Origin of the sequence: Rhizobium laguerreae, from assembly GCF_002008165.1 — a bacterium.
Classification (GTDB): domain Bacteria; phylum Pseudomonadota; class Alphaproteobacteria; order Rhizobiales; family Rhizobiaceae; genus Rhizobium; species Rhizobium laguerreae.
In genome coordinates, this window is record NZ_MRDM01000009.1 from 264,740 (window position 1) to 283,605 (window position 18,866).

Sequence of the window (18,866 nt, forward strand, 5' to 3'; positions counted from 1 at the left end):
GTTTCATTCGGTGTGCGGAGCCGGATGAATGAAAGGCCAAGGGCTCGCCTCGGATCCCTTCTCGATGGGAACCTCGATGAGAACAGGTTCGTCGAGAGATAGGGCTTTCTCGATCGCGTCTTTCAATTCGCCAGGGCTCGTCACCTTGAATGCTCGAATGCCGAAGCTCTCGCCAAGCGCGACAAAATCTGGATTGGTCAGCTCCGAGCCAAGATAGCGGCCTTTATACGCCTGCTTCTGGTCACGCAGTACGTTGCCATAGGCCGAATTGTTGAAGACGATGGCGATGACATTGATCTTATGCTGGACGGCGGTAGCGAGTTCCTGAACCCCGAACATGAAGCCGCCATCGCCGGAAACAGAAATAACGGCCTTGTCGGGATTGGCGACTTTCACGCCCAAGGCCGTGTTGAAGCCGAAACCCAGATTGTCCTGATAGCCGCATGTGACGTACTGACGAGGGGCATAGACCGGGAATGCAAATCGGGCGGTAAAGCCCATCTGGCAGATTTCCTCGACGAAGAAGCCGTCCCTTGGCAGGGCTTCGCGAATGGCATCGAGATAGACGAGTTGCGGCTGCACTGCCGAGAAGCGAGACCTTGCCTTTTCGTTGAGCTCGGCAAATTCGCGCGTGCGATCCTTGCGGCTGGAACCTGCCAGCGCATCGAGCAGAGCCTGCGTTCCCTCCTTGGCATCCGAGACGATGCCGACATCGGGCTTGAGACGGACCATCTCGGTTGGATCGATATCGATGCGGATCACCTTGAGATCCTTGGGAAGCCACTTCCATCGCATGAACTGCAATTCCAGCCGGCTGCCGATCCCGATCAGAACATCAGTATTCTTCCAATATTCGTAGGCGGCGACGAAATTCAGGTAGTTGGGATGGTCGTCGGCGACGATGCCCTTGCCGGAGCGATGGGACGTGACCGGCGACTGCAGCAATTCCGCAAGAGCAGCGATTTCCGCTCCAGCATCCACCGCGCCGCCACCAACCATGATCATCGGGTTGCTGGCACCTGATATCAGTGACGCCGCGGCAGCGACCTGATCAGGGTTGACGGCCGGATGAGGTGCTCTCGTGCCAACCGGCAGATCGGTTTCTGGGCCGAATTGCCCGAACACGTCCCATGGCGCTTCGACCGCTCCTGGACCCTGGCGGCCGGAGAGCATTTTGGCGACGACCTCGGCCGTGACAGGACCGGTTTCGGACTGGTGATTGATCCGCTCCGCCGTTTTCGTAATCCCGCGCATCGTCGCGAGCTGATCCGGCAGTTCGTGCAACTGTCCTCTGCCTTGACCGATCAGGTGGGACATGATGTTGCCGGTGATGCACAGCACCGGGGCATTGGCGCCGTAAGCGGTGCAGAGCGCCGCGCCGGAATTGAGGACGCCTGGGCCTGGAACGACGGTATAGGCGCCGATCTGGCCGGTGGATTTGGCATAGCCATAGGCCATGTAACCGGCGCCCTGTTCGTGTCTGGTGTGAATGAACCGAATTCTGTCACCGGCACCGTAGAGGGCATCGTTAAAATCATACATGTGGGCGCCGGGGATGCCGAATACGGTGTCGATCCCATGGGCGACGAGTGAACGGGTCATCGCCTGACCGGTCGTTTCTTTCCTGCTCATTTCAGGCAGCCTTCGGCCCGGAGCGCCGCGACGATGGCGTCGGCGTCTGCCGGTTGCATGCCCGCGAGATTCATACGCCCGGAATCCGCCATGTAGATGCCGTGCCTGGCCCGGAGGGCCGCAGCCGTTTCTTTGGACATGGAAAGATTGGAAAACAGGCCGCGTTGCCGGCGGATGAAGGTCAGATCGAGAGCCGCGGCGGCCAGCGCTGCACGATTGCCGTTGACGCGCAGGCAGATCTCTTCGAGCTCAGCGCGCCACATGGCCGACATCTCTTCGCTTTCGAGGATGGACCTGACGACCGCGGCTCCATGATCGGGCGGCATGGACCAGTTGACTCGAGCAAGTGCCGCAATGTTACTTTCGGCCTTCCTGAGGGCATCCTCATTGCGGGTCATGACATAGAGCGCGCCGACACGCTCGCGATAAAGACCGAAATTCTTGTCGCAGGAATAGGCGATCAGCGCCTCATCAACCGCCTCGAGGATCATGCGCGTCGGCGCGGCGTCCTGTTCGAGGCCGTCGCCGAGGCCCTGATAGGCGAGATCGATGAACGGCACCAGCCGATGCGCAACGAGAATCTCGGTAATCTGCCGCCACTGTTCCATGGTGAAATCGATGCCGGTCGGGTTGTGGCAGCAACCGTGAAGCAGCACGACGTCGCCTTCCCGAGCGGAAGACAAGCAGGCGACCACGCTTTCGAATTTCACCTGCTGCGACATCAGGTCAACGAAAGCGTACTCCTTTACCGGCAAGCGCGCCGAGCTGAAGATCGGCGCATGATTTGGCCAGCTTGGCGTCCCGAGCAGAAGCCTGGCCGATGGATTTGCCGCTTGGATGAGCTCAGCACCGAGACGCAGGGCGCCGCTTCCACCGGGTGTCTGAATGCCGACAAGGCGTTGAGCAAACGTCGGCGATTTTCCGAAGATGATGGGCTGCAGGAGGCGCACGAATTGCAGGTCACCTTCCGGGCCAAGATATTTCTTGCTGTCCTGGGTCTCCAGGAGAAACTGCTCCGCTGCCTTTACGGCACGCATCACCGGCGTGCGTCCCATGGAGTCACGATAAACCCCAACCCCCAGGTCGATTTTCCCAGGGCGATCGTCGGCCTGGAAGGCCTTGATGAGAGCAAGCAGGCTGTCGGCTGGCCGACTCTTCAGTTCGTCAAACACAAGTCCACCTCGTTTCCGTAATTCTGGCTCGCAGACTAGCGGACTTTCGCGACGAATTTCTGCGATTATCTCCCTGTAACGACGCATCTATGCAGACAATCAGCGCGATATGGCTATGATGTGCAGAAATTCACCGTCCGAGGAGGGTGGCGATGCTTGACGCATTCGATATCAAATTGCTCGCCGCTCTCCAGCAAAACAGCGAGCTGACGCAGAACGAACTCTCTCTGAAGGTCAATCTCTCCGCGACCCAGTGCGCACGCCGTTTGGAAAGGCTGCGCAACGAGCAATATATCCAGAGTGTCGTCGCCATCCTCAATCCCGTGAAACTGGGTTTCACCGTCGTTGCCCATACGCTCGTCAGCTTGAGAGCGCATACGGAAGGCGGAAACGAGCAGCTTCATCGTTTCATCGAGACCGCGCCGGAAATCCTGGAGTGTTATTCGCAGACCGGTGACGCCGACTTTCTGATGAAGGTCATGACGCGCGACCTCGAACATCTCAGCCAATTTCTGGAAAGAATGATCCGGGTCACTGACAATCTGGCATCGGTGAAGTCAAGCATCGTCCTCAAGACACTGAAAAAGACGACCGCTTTGCCGCTGCAGATCGTGACGTGAGAGCCTCTCTCACCTGAGATAATGGATATGCGGGCGCGAGTGATAGGGTGAGGCTTCGATGCGGGCTTCGACGGAAAAGACATCCTTTAGAAGCTCCTCGCTCAACACGTCCTGCGGCGCGCCGGAGGCGACGATCCTGCCATGCTGCAGGATGATCAGCTCATCGCAGAACATGGCGGCATGGTTGAGATCGTGCAGGGCGACGATGCTGGTGATCGGCAGGCCGGAGACGAGCCGCATCAGCCCGATCTGATGCTGGATATCGAGATGATTTGTAGGCTCGTCGAGGATCAGCTCCTGCGGCGACTGGGCAAGCGCCCTTGCGATATGCGTCCGCTGCTTTTCGCCGCCCGACAGGTTCTGCCAGCGATCGTCGCGCTTCTCCGCCATGCCGGCGCGCGTCAGCGCCTCTTCAACCGCCTCTTCGTCGGCCCTCGTCCAGCCTGAAAACATAGACCGGTGCGGGAAACGGCCGAGCTTGACGACGTCGACGACCCGCAGATTGGCATTCGTCGTGGCGTGCTGCTCGACGAAGGCGATCCGCCGGGCGATCGAGCGGCGGCTGATCGTGCCGATGTCGCTGCGGTCGAGCGTGACGCGGCCGGAATGCGGCCGTTTTAGGCCGGCGAGAAGCCGCAGCAACGAGGTTTTGCCCGAGCCGTTCGGCCCGAGCAGGCCGAGCATCCTGCCGGGTGGCGCCTCCAGGGAGACACCCTCCAGGATCGCCTTCCTGCCAATTTTCCAGGTGAGGTTGTCGGCCTTGATGCTCATGACGCGCGCTGGAACCGGTAGAGGATAATCGAGAAGAAGGGAACGCCGACCAAGGCCGTGACGACGCCGATCGGCAGGATCTGGCCGGGAATGAGGGCACGTGCGGCGATGTCGGCGAACACCATGAAGATCGCCCCCGCGATGGCGCAGGCCGGCAGGAGACGAATGTGGAGCGGCCCGACGATGAAGCGGGCGACATGCGGCACGACGAGGCCGACGAAGCCGATCGAGCCCACCATGCTGACGATCGTCGCCGTCATCATCGCGGTCAGCGCGAAAAGTGCCATGCGGGCGCGCCCGACATTGACGCCGAGCGAGGATGCCGCTTCGTCGCCGAAAGCGAAGGCGTCGAGCACGCGGGCGTAGAACAGACAGGCGGCGAGGCCGAACCCGACGACGACCGAGACCAGCGCGAATTCCGGCCAGCGCACGCCGCCGAAACTGCCGAGCAGCCAGAACATGACGTCGCGGGCCTGCTGCGCATTGGCCGAGGTGGTGACGATGTAGGAGGTCGAGGCGTTGAAGAGCTGCGATGCGGCGACGCCGGCAAGGATGGTGCGATCCGCGCCGCCGCGCGTGCCGTTCGAGAGCAGCGCCACGAAGAAGAAGGCTGCGAAAGCGCCGGCAAATGCGCCGGCCGAGAGCGACACCGCGCCCGAGCCGATCCCCAGGATGACAATCGCGACGGCGCCGGTAGAGGCGCCGGCGGAGATGCCGAGCACATAGGGTTCGGCAAGCGGGTTGCGCAGCAGCGACTGCATGATGGCGCCCGACAGCGCCAGACCCGCGCCGCAGAAGGCGGCCACGAGCGCCCGGCTGAGCCGATAATCCCAGATGACGGTCTCATGGATGCGGTTCAGTTCGACCGCGGTCCATCCCAGCCGGTTGGTGACGGCCGAAAACGTGGTTGCAAGCGGGATCGGCAGGTCGCCGATCCCGACGCTGACGCCGATGGCGATAGCGATGAGGCAGAAAGAGGCGAGGAGCAGTGCGAGGATGGCTCCCAGCTGCCGGAAGATACGGCCCGCTTCCGTCACTTCAACAGACCGAGAGCCTTCAGCTGGCCGGCCACCTGCTCAGCGCCGTAGACCGTGCGGACGGTCGGGTTCATGGCCTGGCCGTCCATGATCACGATCGCCTTGTTCTTGACGGCAGCGATCTGGCTGACGGCCGGATCGGTGTTCAGGAAATTGATCTTGGCCTCCGGCTTATCGAGCTCCCAACGGTTGCGGTCGAGACTGGCGACGACGATGACGTCGGGACTGGAGGCGATGATGCCTTCCCAGCCGAGCGTCGGCCATTCCGCTTCCGCTGATATCGCGTTGTGTCCGCCGAGCAGGTCGGCGATGAAGCCGGACGCGCTGTTCTTGCCGCCGAGATAGGCGTCGGCCGACGGGCTGGGGCTGGAGAACCAGAAGACGTAGGAAAGGTTCTTGCCGTCCTTCGAAACGCTCCCACGAAGTTTGGCTTCGCGCGCCTTGAAGTCGGCGATCAGCGCCTGACCGCGATCGGCGACGTCGAAGATCTGCGAGAGTTCGTCGATCTCCTTGTAGAGAAGATCCATGTTCCACAGCTCGGCGCGGCTGCCGTACTGGTCCTTGACGTCCTTGGTGCTGAGGCAGGTGCTGGGCGAGAGATAGGTCGCGACGCCCACCTTGTCGAAATCCTCGCGCTTGGCGACCTTGCTGTTCGGCCCGACCAGGCTCGGCAGAGCCACCGCCACGAAATCGGGATTTTCGGCGAGGATCGATTCGAAGGTCGGCATCTCGACGGTCAGAAGCTTGACCTTGGCATTGGCTTCTGCAAGCTGCGGCAGGACCTTGCTCGGCCAGAAGGCCGTGCCGGCCATCTTGTCCTCGAGGCCGAGCAGCAGCAGGATTTCAGCGCTGTTTTGGCCGAGGCCGATCGCCCGTTCGGGCGCCTTCCGGAAAGTCACCTGCGCGCCGCAGTTTTCCAGGATCAGCGGGTAGGTCGTCGAACCGGCCAAAGACGGATTTGCGGCAAGGCCGATGATGGCGGAGAGGCCGCAGGCGGCCAGAAGCGATTTGAGGCTGGTCACGAAGAAATTCCCGGTGCGTGAGTGTGTGCCGCCGGGGTATAGCCGCAGGAGCCGCCGAGAAACAAGACCGAATGGATCAACTTATAGCAAAAACCGACAGCGCTGAACATTCTCGCCGGATGGCGCACTACCGAAGCGCGTCTCGATCTCCGGCTCTATCGGCGTTCGAGAAACTCCCGGATCGCCTGCGAGAGCGCTTCAGGATTCTCCTCTGCCACGTGATGGCCGCTGTCTATGCCGAAGCCGTGCACGTCATCCGCCCAGTTCCGCCAGATGGCGACGGGATCGCCACAGATCTGTTCCATGTCGTCCCGTAGTGACCAGAGGCATAGCATGGGGCAGGTTACTTTCCGACCGGCGTCGCGGTCCTCGCTGTCGTGCAGATGGTCGATGCGGAGGCCGGCGCGGTAATCCTCGATCATCCCGTGGATCACGGCTGGATCGTGGATGATGTCGACAAGATCGTCATAGGCCTGCTTTCCCATCAGCGCCGGCGAGAGTTTGTCGTACCATGCCAAAGGATCGGCCGAGATCGCCCGTTCCGGCTTTTCCGGTTGAGCGAAGAAGAACCAGTGGTACCAGTCTCTCGCAAATTTCCAGTCGGCGCGTTCGAGATGTTCGATCACGGGAATGCCGTCGGCGATGATGAGTCTCTGCACACGGTCGGGATGATCCATCGCCATGCGGAAGGCAGTCAAGCTTCCGCGGTCGTGGCCGGCCACCGCGAAGTTCTCGTGCCCCAGCCTCAGCATCAGTTCAACGAGGGCTTCCGCTTTTGCGCGCTTCGAAGAGCTGCGGCTGTCGGGAGCATCGAGCGGCTGGTAGGAGCGGCCGAAACCGGGAAGGTCGGGGCAGACGATCGTGAAGTGGGGCGACAGCAGATCGCCCACCTTGCCCCAAGTCATATGTGTCCTGGGATGGCCGTGGAGAAGCAAAACGGCCGGTCCCGTTCCGCCGTGACGGACGCGAAGCGATCCCGGCCCGGCGTCAACGGTATCGAGAGAAAAGCCTTCGAACATGCTCAGCTGAGCTTCCCCACACGTTTGGCATAGTCTGAAAACGTTGCCTCTTCGCCCTTCCGATTGGATTCGCCGGCAAGCTGCAGCACGCGGATCGGAAACAGGATCGCCGCCAGATTGGCGCCTGACAGCTCATGGTCGTCATCCTCCTCGATCGCCTTTTGAGCCTTCGAGAGCGCAGCGTCGATCTCCCCGCGCGTAAGCAGTTGCTTATCGACGATCGCCTCACATATCGAGGCCATCGCCATGATCAGGCCCTTGAGCTGCAGATTGGCGGTATTCATGAGAACTCCCCAGGTCAAGAAAGGATTTCTAGTCCGGTTCGACCGGTCGGATCGTGTCGACCGAGACCGTACCGTCGAGGATACCGCGCTTTATATCGCGTCTGTTCCGATCGATTTCGATCACGGTGTAAAGCTTATCGTCGCGGAAGGCGCTGGCATTGGCTGTCGTCACGTCCTCGGCGGGCGCCGCGTCGACTTCCATGAAATCGAGTTCGCGCGCCGCGGCAACGATCCTGGCATCGCCGGGCGTCCTGGCCGCAACGACGATGACGCCGTGGTTAGGAGCATTGTCCCATCTTGGATCGTCGGGTTCGGCGATGGGCTCCAGCCGATAGATGTTGAGCATCTCGCCGTCAGTGTCGGGCGACGCTTGCGCGGCCGCGTCCTCGATTTGCGCCTGGCTCTCGACCGACTTTCCGAAAGTGGTCGGGCTGGTCGCGTTGTTGATCTCTTCCTTGCCTGTCCGTGAGACGTTCGACATGTCGCTCTCCATTGTCAGGACGGAAACGACAGCCGGCAGCAAAGTGTTCCCGCGCAAGAAAAACCGCAAAGTCCGCCGAGACGGTTTCCGGCGAGCATTTCCGATATCTGCAACTATCAGGCTCATTTTGGGCGGTGAATCATGTTAGGATGGACGCCGGGACGGCCCATACCATTTTCTGAGTTGAGCGCTAAATTACCGATCGTCGAAGAGGGGGATTTTCGTGAGCAACCAAACCAGCGAATTCGCGCGCGACAGCGTTGCGATAGACAGCCTCAATGGGCACGACCCAAAAACGATGGCGTTCGACGACGCCAGCGCGCTTCTGGAAGTCCTCGTCGCGGTCAGGCGCGGCGACTTTTCCGTGCGAATGCGGTCCGACCTGACGGGTCTCACCGGCAAGGTCGCCGATGCCCTCAACGACATCATCGCCGCCAATCAGCGCATGGCCCAGCAGCTCGAGCATGTCGGGCAGGTGGTCGGCCGGGACGGGCGAACGAGCACACGCGTACGCTTCGGCCTGTCGGACGGCTCCTGGTCCGAAATGGAAGGATCGATCAACGGTCTGATCGACGATCTCCTATGGCCGACGACCGCCGTGACGCGCACAATCACAGCGGTCGCCAAGGGAGATCTCTTGCAGACCGTGCCGCTGGATGTCGACGGGCGGCCGCTCAAAGGCGAGTTCCTGCGCTCGGCCGATATCGTCAATACGATGATCAAGCAGCTGAGCGTCTTCACATCGGAAGTGACACGCGTCGCCCGCGAGGTTGGCACGGACGGAAAACTCGGCGGACAGGCGCAGGTTCCGGAAGTGACGGGCGTCTGGAAGGACCTCACCGAAAGCGTGAACTCGATGGCATCGAACTTGACGGCGCAGGTGCGCAACATCGCCGACGTCACGATTGCCGTTGCGAACGGCGACCTTTCCAAGAAGATCACCGTCGATGTACGCGGCGAAATCCTGCAGCTCAAGGAGGCGATCAACACCATGGTCGACCAGCTGAGGTCCTTCGCCTCGGAAGTGACGCGTGTTGCCCGCGAGGTCGGCACCGAAGGCAAACTCGGCGGACAGGCGCTGGTGCCTGGCGTTGCCGGCACCTGGAAGGACCTGACCGACAGCGTCAACGCCATGTGCGGCAACCTGACGGCGCAGGTCCGCAACATTGCCCAGGTGACCACGGCCGTGGCGCGCGGCGACCTGTCGCGCAAGATCACCGTCGACGTCTCGGGCGAAATCCTCGAGCTGAAGGAGACCATCAACACGATGGTCGACCAGCTGAACGGCTTTGCCGGCGAGGTGACGCGCGTGGCGCGTGAAGTCGGCACCGAAGGTCGGCTCGGTGGCCAGGCGCAGGTGCCAGGCGTCGCCGGCACCTGGAAGGACCTCACTGATAACGTCAATTCCATGGCCTCGAACCTGACCGCGCAGGTGCGCAACATTGCCGAGGTCTCGACTGCGATCGCCAATGGCGACCTGTCGAAGAAGATCACGGTGACAGTGTCGGGTGAAATCCTCGAGCTGAAGGAGACGATCAACACGATGGTCGATCAGCTGAACGCCTTCGCTTCAGAAGTGACGCGCGTGGCCCGCGAAGTGGGCACCGAAGGACGGCTCGGCGGCCAGGCCAATGTGCGCGGCGTCGCCGGCACCTGGAAGGATCTGACCGAAAACGTCAATTCGATGGCCGGCAACCTGACGGCGCAGGTCCGCAATATCGCGGACGTCTCGACCGCCATTGCCAATGGCGACCTGTCGAAGAAGATCACCGTCGACGTGAAGGGCGAAATCCTCGAACTGAAAGAAACCATCAACACGATGGTGGACCAGTTGAACGCGTTTGCTTCGGAAGTGACCCGTGTTGCCCGCGAAGTCGGAACGGAGGGCCGGCTCGGCGGCCAAGCTAATGTGCGCGGCGTTGCCGGCACCTGGAAGGACCTGACCGACAGCGTCAACTCCATGGCCTCCAACCTGACCGGGCAGGTGCGCAACATCGCCGAAGTCGCGACCGCCGTCGCCCAAGGAGACCTTTCCAAGAAGATCACCGTCACCGTGTCGGGGGAAATCCTCGAACTGAAAGAGACCATCAACACGATGGTCGATCAGTTGAACGGCTTTGCCGGCGAGGTGACGCGCGTGGCGCGCGAGGTCGGCACCGAAGGGCGGCTCGGCGGCCAGGCGAACGTGCTCGGCGTCGCTGGCACCTGGAAGGACCTGACCGACAGCGTCAATTCCATGGCGGGCAACCTGACGGCGCAGGTGCGCAACATCGCCGAAGTTTCGACCGCGATCGCCAATGGCGACCTGTCGAAGAAAATCACGGTTTCGGTCTCGGGGGAAATCCTTGAGCTCAAGGAAACGCTGAACACCATGGTCGATCAGCTGAACCGCTTCGCTTCCGAAGTCACGCGCGTCGCGCGCGAAGTCGGCACCGAGGGCAAGCTCGGCGGCCAGGCGCAGGTGCCGGGTGTTGCAGGCACCTGGAAGGACCTCACTGAAAACGTCAACTCCATGGCCTCCAACCTCACCGGTCAGGTCAGAAACATCGCCGAAGTCACCACGGCCGTGGCGCGCGGCGACCTGTCGCGCAAGATCACCGTCGACGTGAAGGGGGAAATCCTCGAACTGAAGAACACCATCAATACGATGGTGGACCAGCTCAACGCCTTTGCCGGTGAAGTGACGCGCGTCGCCCGCGAAGTCGGCACCGAAGGCAAGCTCGGCGGCCAGGCGCAGGTGCCTGGTGTCGCCGGCACCTGGAAGGACCTGACCGACAGCGTCAACTCCATGGCCGGCAACCTGACGGCGCAGGTGCGCAACATCGCCGAGGTGGCCACCGCGATCGCCAACGGTGACCTGTCGCGCAAGATCACGGTCGACGTGCGCGGGGAAATCCTGCTCTTGAAGGATACGCTGAATACCATGGTCGATCAGCTTCGCTCCTTTGCCGGCGAAGTGACGCGTGTCGCCCGCGAAGTCGGGACCGATGGCAGGCTCGGCGGCCAGGCCGTCGTTCCCGGTGTCGCCGGCACCTGGAAGGACCTTACAGATAACGTCAACCTGCTCGCCGCCAATCTGACGACCCAGGTTCGAAACATCGCCGAAGTCACGACGGCCGTGGCGCGCGGCGACCTGTCGCGCAAGATCACCGTCGACGTGAAGGGGGAAATCCTCGAACTGAAGAACACCATCAACACGATGGTGGACCAGCTCAACGCCTTTGCCGGCGAAGTGACGCGCGTCGCCCGCGAAGTCGGCACCGAAGGCAAGCTCGGCGGCCAGGCGCAGGTGCCTGGTGTTGCCGGCACATGGAAGGACCTGACCGACACCGTCAACGTCATGGCCGCCAACCTGACCGAGCAGGTCCGCGGCATCGTCAAGGTGGTGACGGCGGTGGCGAACGGCGACCTCAAGCAGAATCTCACCGTCGCATCGAAGGGTGAGGTGGCCGCCCTTGCCGAAACCATCAACAACATGACCAACACGCTCGCGACCTTTGCCGACCAGGTGACCACGGTTGCGCGTGAGGTGGGCGTGGAAGGCCGCCTCGGCGGTCAGGCGAATGTTCCAGGCACCGCGGGAACCTGGAAGGATTTGACTGGCAACGTCAACCTGCTTGCGGCCAACCTGACGACGCAGGTGCGCGCCATCGCCGAGGTGGCGACCGCCGTCACCAAGGGCGACCTGACGCGCTCGATCAAGGTCGACGCGCGCGGCGAAGTGGCCGAGCTCAAGGACAACATCAACACGATGATCGACAACCTCAGGCTCACCACCGAGCGCAACACCGAGCAGGACTGGCTGAAGACCAACCTTGCGCGCTTCACCAACATGCTGCAGGGGCAGCGCGATCTGACGCTGGTCGGCAAGATGCTGCTGTCGGAGCTGGCGCCGCTGGTTGGCGCCCATCAAGGGGTCATCTACCAGGTGGATGCCGACGAGCGGCAGCCGGTCCTGTCGCTGCTGTCCGTCTACGCGAAAGGCGGCGAGGCGGCGCATCCGGCCCGGCTCGAATTCGGCCAGGGACTTGTCGGCCAGTGCGCCAGCGACGCCCGCCGCATCCTGGTCACCGACCTTCCCGACAACGTCGTTCCGATCAGTTCCGGCGTGTTCACGACCCTGCCGAGAAGCGCCATCGTGCTGCCGGTGCATTTCGAAGGGCAGGTGAAGGCGGTGATCGAGCTTGCCTCCGTAGGCGAATTCACCGAATTGCAGCTGTCCTTTCTCGACCAGTTGACGACATCGATTGGCATCGTCCTCAACTCGATCGAAGCGACCATGCAGACCGAAGGCCTGCTCAAACAGTCCCAGCAACTCGCCGCCGAGCTTCAGACGCAGCAGCGCGAGCTGCAGCAGACCAACGAGCAGCTCGGGCAGAAGGCGCAGCAGCTGGAGGAGCGCAACGTCGAAGTCGAGGCGAAGAACCAGGAGATCGAGCAGGCCCGGCGCGCGCTGGAAGAAAAGGCAACCGAGCTGGCGCTGACATCGAAGTACAAATCCGAATTCCTCGCCAACATGTCGCACGAGCTGCGCACGCCTTTGAATTCAATCCTCATTCTCGGCCAGCAGCTGGGGGAAAACCCGGATGGCAACCTCTCGGGCAAGCAGGTCGAGTTTGCAAAGACGATCCACGGGGCAGGCACCGATCTGCTGAACCTGATCAGCGACATCCTCGACCTGTCGAAGATCGAGTCCGGAACGGTCTCGGTCGATGCCGAGGAGATCTCCGTCAGCAACCTGCTCGAAGTCATGGCCCGGCCGTTCCGGCATGAAGCCGAAAATCGCAACCTGTCGTTCGCAGTCGAGGTCGGCGCCGATATCACCAAGAGCATCATCACGGATTCGAAGCGCCTGCAGCAGATCCTCAAGAACCTGCTGTCGAACGCCTTCAAATTCACCGCACAGGGCGGTGTGACGCTTCGCGTCGCATCGGCAACGAGCGGCTGGTCGTCCGACCATCCCTCGCTCAAACACGCGCCTTCGGTCATCGCCTTCGAAGTCGTCGATACCGGCATCGGCATACCACCTGAAAAACAGCGCATCATTTTCGAGGCGTTCCAGCAGGCGGATGCCTCCACAAGCCGCAAATATGGCGGCACCGGCCTTGGCCTGGCGATCAGCCGCGAACTGGCAAACCTGCTCGGTGGCGAGATCCAGTTGCGCAGCACCCCTGGTGTCGGCAGCACCTTCGTTCTCTACCTGCCGCTCACCTATGTCGGCGCCGGCGCGGTTGCGCCGAAGGCCGTTCCGCCGGCAAATGTCGTGGAATTCGCCGAGGCGGCAGCAAACCGCCGTGCCGAAAAGCCGGCTGAACATGTCGAAGACGATCGCCATCAGATAGCGGCCGGCGACTCGGTGCTGCTCGTCGTCGAGGACGATGCGCATTACGCCCGCGTCCTGGTGGATCTTGCCCGCGACAATGGATTCAAGGTTCTGGTGGCGATGCGCGGCAGCGATGCGCTCGCACTCGCGCAGGACTACAGGCCGGCGGCGATCTCGCTCGACATCTTTCTGCCCGACATGCTCGGCTGGACGGTGCTGAGCCAGCTCAAGCAGAATCCGCAGACGCGGCATATTCCGGTCCAGATCATCAGCCTCGACGAGGATCGTCAGCACGGGCTGACCCGCGGCGCCTTCGCCTTCATGAGCAAGCCGACGACGCCGGAAGGCCTCGGCAAGGCACTGTCGCGATTGAAGGCCTATGCACAACCGCGCCGCAAGCATCTGCTGCTCGTGGAAGACAACGAAGCCGAGCGTCTGAGTGTCACCGCCCTTCTCGGACATGACGACATCGACATCACCAGCGTCGGCTCCGGATCCGATGCTCTCGCCGCCCTTCGGCAGAATTCCACCGACTGCGTGGTGCTCGACCTTTCCCTTCCCGACATGTCCGGCTTCGACGTGCTGGAGCAGATACGCGACGACGCCGAGATCGGCGAGGTGCCGGTGGTCGTGTTCACCGGCCGGGAGCTTTCCGCCGAGGAAGACGCGGCGCTGCACAGCATGGCGCGCAGCGTCGTGGTGAAGGGGGTGGAGTCGCCCGAACGTCTCCTGGATGAGACGGCTCTGTTCCTGCACCGGGTGGTCGCCGACCTGCCGGCCGCAAAGCAGGCGACGCTGCAGGAACTGCACAGCTCGGACGAGGATCTGGTCGGCGAGACCGTGCTGCTCGTCGACGACGACGCCCGAAACATCTTCGCGCTGAGCAGCGTTCTCGAACGCCGGGGAATGAAAGTCCTGACCGCGACGACCGGCAGTGAAGCCATCGACGTCATCAACAACGAACCCTCTGTGGCGATCGTGCTGATGGACATCATGATGCCTGGAATGGACGGCTACGAGACGATGCAGGTCATCCGTTCGGAGCCCCGGTTCCGGCGGTTGCCGATCGTGGCGCTAACGGCGAAGGCAATGAAGGGCGACCGCGAGAAATGCCTGGAAGCGGGCGCGTCCGACTATCTGGCGAAGCCGGTCAATACCGAACAGCTTCTGTCGGCTCTTCGCATGTGGCTGCATCGCTGAGGATCTGGCCATGAACCCCGTCAACATCCTCCTCGTCGACGACCAGCCGGCAAAGCTCCTGAGTTACGAGGTCATCCTCGAAGAGCTCGAGGAAAACCTCATCAAGGCGCAATCCGCTCGCGAAGCTTTCGAACATCTGTTGCGCACCGAAATCGCGGTGATCCTCGTCGATGTCTGCATGCCCGAACAGGACGGGTTCGAACTCGTCAGCATGATCCGGCAGCATCCGCGCTATCAGAACACGCCGATCATCTTCGTCTCCGCCGTCATGCTGGCGGAACCCGACCGGCTGCGCGGCTATGCGGTGGGCGCGGTGGACTACGTTTCCGTCCCGATCGTCCCCGAGGTGCTGAGAGCCAAGGTGCGGGTCTTTGCCGATCTTTACAGGAAGACGAGGGAACTCGAACGCCTGAACGCCGAGCTGGAGGCCCGCGTTCACCAGCGCACCGCTGAGCTCGAGGCCTCGGCAGCGCAGTTGCGTGAGCTCAATGAGGAACTCGAGCACCGGATCGATCAACGGACGCGGGAGCGCGAAGAGGCGCTTGCGCAGCTGTTCGAGGCGCAGAAGCTCGACACGATCGGCCATCTGACGGGTGGCGTGGCCCACGACTTCAATAACCTCTTGATGGCAGTTCTCGGCAGCCTCAACCTTCTGAAGAAGCGGCTTCCTGCCGATGAACGCAGTGAACGCCTGGTGACGAATGCGATACAGGCGGCCGAGCGCGGCACCGCGCTGACCCAGCGCCTGCTTGCCTTCGCACGACGCCAGGAACTCAAGCCGCAGGCGGTCGACTTCTTCAGACTGTTCGAAAACGTCGAGGATCTTCTCGCCAAGGCGGTAGGGCCGCGCATCGAAATCCGCAAAAGCATACCGGCGGATCTGGCGCCCCTCCTGGTCGACAGCAACCAGCTGGAACTGGCGCTGCTCAACCTGTTCGTCAATGCGAGGGATGCGCTCGAAAGCGGCGGAGCCGTGACGGTTGCCGCGGCGGTAGCCGAAGACGCCCGGCCGGCCGGGCTCGCGGGCGGAAATTACATCAGGATATCGGTGTCGGACGATGGCGAGGGGATGGACGAGGCAACGGTCTCGCGTGCCGCCGAACCGTTTTTCACCACCAAAGGGGTCGGCAAGGGCACCGGCCTCGGCCTGTCGATGGTGCATGGCCTGGCGGCGCAATCCGGCGGCTCTATCCAGATATCGAGCGTCAGGGGCAAGGGCACGACCGTTTCCCTATGGCTGCCCGTTGCCGAAACCTTCGTCAAGGTGCAGCCGGCCGTCGAGCCTCCGGCAATGGAGGCTTTGAAACCGGCGTCGCGGCCGCTTGCCATTCTGGTCGTCGACGACGATGCGCTTGTCAGGACCGGAACCGTGGCGATGCTGGAGGATCTCGGGCACCTGCCGCAGGAAGCGTCTTCCGCCTCCCAGGCTTTGGAATTCTTTGCCGACGGGCAGGGTTGCGATCTCGTCATCACCGATCATGCCATGCCGGGCATGACGGGCGCCGAGCTTGCGCGTCACCTTCGCTCCTCCTTTCCAGGCCTGCCCATCATCCTGGCCTCGGGCTATGCCGAGTTTTCCGAAGACCATGGTCTCGGCCGGATGCTGCGGATGAAGAAGCCATTCACGCAGGAACAGCTTCAGACAGCGATGGATCAGGCGCTCTCGGGCAAAGTCGCGGCGGCTTGATCGAAGTGGGGGTGTACCGGGCGTATTGCGTTCTGGGCCGGCTCTAACTCTCGTCGCTTTCAAACCGCTGCCCGGCATAGAGGATGCGCAGAACAACAACCTCGGTGGGCTCAACCACGAACGCCACGCTTACACGGCGCTCGAAACCGACAATGCGTAACCCGGGTCGGACATGATCGCGGACGCTGCCGCGCTCAGGGTGCGTTTCGAATCCACTTACAAAGGTCTTGATGCGGGCCACGTAATCGCGGGCGACGATAGAATATTCGGATGTCTTGCGGACGAAATTGTAGATACCGCCAAATCCAATTCCGCCTCATCGGTGAGGCGGATACTATAGCGCTTCATCAAACTTCTTCCCGATCGATTTCCTCCATGCGCGCTTCGAGGCGCTTCCAGACCACATCGAGGGGCTTGGCCTTAGTGGGATCGGCCTTGTAGGCATCATAGGTGGCCGCAACTTCTGTTTGCAGCCAATGCTCGACGGCATTCTCGCGTTCCTGCAAAGCCCGAAGTCCCTCGCGTATGACTTCGCTCTCCGAGGCGTAATCACCGTTAGACACCCGCTGTTTAACGCGCTTCGCCATTTCCACGGGCAACGTGATGCTCATTTGTTGCGTCGAACGCATCGATTACACTCCTATTTGTTGCAGGTTTATAGCACGTGATAGGATAAAATCCTACTCCGGATAGGATGGAATCATACTCTTCGGGTATGTGCCGGCGGGGCACCTCGCGACGGTGGCCGCTTTTGCGCTCTCCGTGCCTGCGAAACTTTTTGCCCTGACAAAAGTTACCTAGATCCTATCCCCATTTCATCGAAGGCTTCCTTTGACCAAAATGACGTTCGGCCCCGCATTCACCGAAGAGGGCATTCTGTTTCGCCTCTGGGCTCCCCTGCATGAAAGCGTGTCGCTGAATCTCGAAGGCGCTGATCCGCGGCCGATGCAGGCGGCCGAAGGCGGCTGGCATCATTATACGGTCGCCGACGCTCGTCCCGGCACGCGTTACCGCTTCGTCCTGCCGGACGGTCTTGAAATTCCCGATCCCGCCTCGCGGTTTCAGCCGCAGGATGTGCACAGGCCGAGCGAAGCAGTCGACCTTTCCCTCTATCGCTGGAAGAGAAGCGATTGGACCGGACGGCCTTGGGAAGAGATGGTGATCTACGAGATGCATATCGGCTGCTTCACGCCGGAGGGTACTTTCAAGGCCGCGATCGAGCGGCTCGACCATCTGCAGGCGCTGGGCGTTACGGCGCTGCAGATCATGCCGCTGAGTGAATTTCCCGGCCGTTACAGCTGGGGTTATGATGGCGTGCTTCCCTATGCTCCAGACAGCAGCTATGGCCGGCCGGAAGATTTCATGGCGCTGGTGGACGCTGCGCACCAGCGCGGCATCTCGGTTTTCCTGGACGTGGTCTACAATCACTTCGGGCCTGATGGGAACTATATCCCCGCCTATGCGCCGCTCTTTACCGACCATCACAAGACGCCCTGGGGCAACGGCATCAACTACGATGGCGACGGATCGGAGATGATCCGCGAGTTCATCATCCAGAATGCCATCTACTGGATCACCGAGTTCAGGCTCGACGGTTTCCGCTTCGATGCCGTTCACGCCATCAAGGATGACAGCGCCGAGCATCTGCTTCACGCGCTTGCCCGCCGCGTCAGAGCCGCGGCCGGCGACCGGCATGTTCATCTGATCGTCGAAAACGAGGAGAACGACAGCGACCTGTTGACGCGTGACGAAAACGGGGAAGTGAAGCTGTTCACCGCTCAGTGGAACGACGACGTGCACCATGTTCTGCATATCACCGCCACCGGCGAAACCTTCGGCTATTATGCCGATTACGCCGGTGACGCCGGCAAGCTCGGCCGGGCGCTGGCGGAAGGCTTCGTCTTTCAGGGGGAACACATGCCCTACCGCGGCGCAAGCCGCGGCAGGCCGAGCGGCCATCTCCCGCCCACCGCTTTCATTTCCTTCATTCAAAACCATGACCAGATCGGCAACAGGGCGCTGGGGGATCGGGTTCTGGCTTCGAGCCCTGCTGATGTTGTCAAGACTGTCGCCGCCATCTATCTGCTGGCGCCGGAGATCCCGATGCTGTTCATGGGGGAGGAATGGGGTGCCAGAGAGCCTTTCCCCTTCTTCTGCGATTTCGACGAGGATTTGAACGAGAAGGTCAGGAAAGGCCGTCGCGAGGAGCTTTCCCGTCTCCCGGGCTTCGACGCCGACGACCTTCTCGACCCGACGGCGCCATCGACCTTCGCCGCCGCCAAGCTGGACTGGTCGAAACTCGCCTCTTCCGAGGTCCTTGATTTTTACAGGGCGCTTCTCGACCTCCGGCACCGCAGGATCGTGCCTTTGCTGAAAGGCGCTGGCGCCGGGAACGCGGTCTATCGCTCGGCGGGAACTGCGCTCGCGGTGGATTGGACCCTGGCGCAAAACCGGCGTCTTCATCTGCACGCCAACCTCGGCGCCGAGGCGGCGCCGCTAGTCTCGCAACGAGATGACGGCGAGACGATCTTCCGTCTTGGCGGCAGCGACGGTGGCAATCTCGCGCCCTGGACGGTGATCTGGAGCATCGGCGAGGCTTGATGGCGCGCTGATAGGAA

The 18,866-nt window shown here is 61.8% G+C and carries 13 protein-coding genes; 4 read left to right on the forward strand and 9 right to left on the reverse strand.

Features of this window, described 5'->3' with window-relative positions:
- Nucleotides 1-3: 3 nt before the first annotated feature.
- Nucleotides 4-1,632, reverse strand: a complete 1,629-nt coding sequence (locus BS630_RS07500; RefSeq protein WP_077976898.1) for a thiamine pyrophosphate-dependent enzyme — start codon at nt 1,630-1,632, stop codon at nt 4-6.
- Nucleotides 1,629-2,804, reverse strand: coding sequence for an amino acid aminotransferase (locus BS630_RS07505; RefSeq protein ID WP_077976899.1), 1,176 nt, complete (start codon nt 2,802-2,804; stop codon nt 1,629-1,631). The genes BS630_RS07500 and BS630_RS07505 overlap by 4 nt, the downstream gene beginning before the upstream one ends.
- Nucleotides 2,805-2,956: 152 nt before the next feature.
- Here BS630_RS07505 and BS630_RS07510 point away from each other — a divergent pair, with 152 nt between their 5' ends.
- Nucleotides 2,957-3,424 (forward strand): Lrp/AsnC family transcriptional regulator, encoded by a 468-nt coding sequence (locus BS630_RS07510; protein WP_077976900.1) that lies wholly within the window; start codon nt 2,957-2,959, stop codon nt 3,422-3,424.
- 9 nt (nt 3,425-3,433) lie between these two features.
- Here the strand turns inward: BS630_RS07510 and BS630_RS07515 are convergent, their stop codons facing one another.
- From BS630_RS07515 to BS630_RS07540, 6 genes are all read right to left on the reverse strand, one after another.
- Complete coding sequence (locus tag BS630_RS07515) at nt 3,434-4,195, reverse strand: ABC transporter ATP-binding protein (RefSeq protein WP_077976901.1); 762 nt, start codon at nt 4,193-4,195, stop codon at nt 3,434-3,436.
- A complete protein-coding gene (locus tag BS630_RS07520; protein ID WP_025397193.1) occupies nt 4,192-5,232 on the reverse strand; it encodes a FecCD family ABC transporter permease in 1,041 nt (346 codons plus the stop codon). The genes BS630_RS07515 and BS630_RS07520 overlap by 4 nt, the downstream gene beginning before the upstream one ends.
- A complete protein-coding gene (locus BS630_RS07525; RefSeq protein ID WP_025397194.1) occupies nt 5,229-6,254 on the reverse strand; it encodes an ABC transporter substrate-binding protein in 1,026 nt (341 codons plus the stop codon). The genes BS630_RS07520 and BS630_RS07525 overlap by 4 nt, the downstream gene beginning before the upstream one ends.
- A gap of 155 nt (nt 6,255-6,409) precedes the next feature.
- Nucleotides 6,410-7,273 (reverse strand): alpha/beta fold hydrolase, encoded by an 864-nt coding sequence (locus BS630_RS07530; protein WP_077976902.1) that lies wholly within the window; start codon nt 7,271-7,273, stop codon nt 6,410-6,412.
- Nucleotides 7,274-7,275: 2 nt separating this feature from the next.
- Nucleotides 7,276-7,557: a hypothetical protein gene (locus BS630_RS07535; protein ID WP_025397196.1), complete on the reverse strand. Its 282-nt coding sequence runs from the start codon at nt 7,555-7,557 to the stop codon at nt 7,276-7,278.
- A gap of 28 nt (nt 7,558-7,585) precedes the next feature.
- On the reverse strand, nt 7,586-8,050 hold the full coding sequence (locus BS630_RS07540) for a hypothetical protein (protein ID WP_077977055.1): 465 nt from the start codon (nt 8,048-8,050) through the stop codon (nt 7,586-7,588).
- A 211-nt stretch (nt 8,051-8,261) separates the two neighbouring features.
- Between BS630_RS07540 and BS630_RS07545 the strand changes: the two genes are divergently transcribed.
- Both BS630_RS07545 and BS630_RS07550 read left to right on the forward strand, forming a co-directional pair.
- Complete coding sequence (locus BS630_RS07545; protein WP_077976903.1) at nt 8,262-14,561, forward strand: HAMP domain-containing protein; 6,300 nt, start codon at nt 8,262-8,264, stop codon at nt 14,559-14,561.
- 10 nt (nt 14,562-14,571) lie between these two features.
- The gene (locus tag BS630_RS07550; protein ID WP_077976904.1) at nt 14,572-16,248 is read left to right on the forward strand and encodes a response regulator; all 1,677 of its coding nucleotides are present in this window, start codon (nt 14,572-14,574) and stop codon (nt 16,246-16,248) included.
- A 347-nt stretch (nt 16,249-16,595) separates the two neighbouring features.
- On the opposite strand, the gene BS630_RS07560 is transcribed toward BS630_RS07550, so the two are convergent.
- The gene (locus tag BS630_RS07560; RefSeq protein WP_077976905.1) at nt 16,596-16,877 is read right to left on the reverse strand and encodes a type II toxin-antitoxin system ParD family antitoxin; all 282 of its coding nucleotides are present in this window, start codon (nt 16,875-16,877) and stop codon (nt 16,596-16,598) included.
- 202 nt (nt 16,878-17,079) lie between these two features.
- Between BS630_RS07560 and treZ the strand changes: the two genes are divergently transcribed.
- Nucleotides 17,080-18,849 carry a malto-oligosyltrehalose trehalohydrolase gene (gene treZ / locus BS630_RS07565; protein ID WP_077976906.1) on the forward strand — a complete coding sequence of 590 codons (1,770 nt, stop codon included), beginning with the start codon at nt 17,080-17,082 and terminating at the stop codon, nt 18,847-18,849.
- Nucleotides 18,850-18,866: the final 17 nt, after the last annotated feature.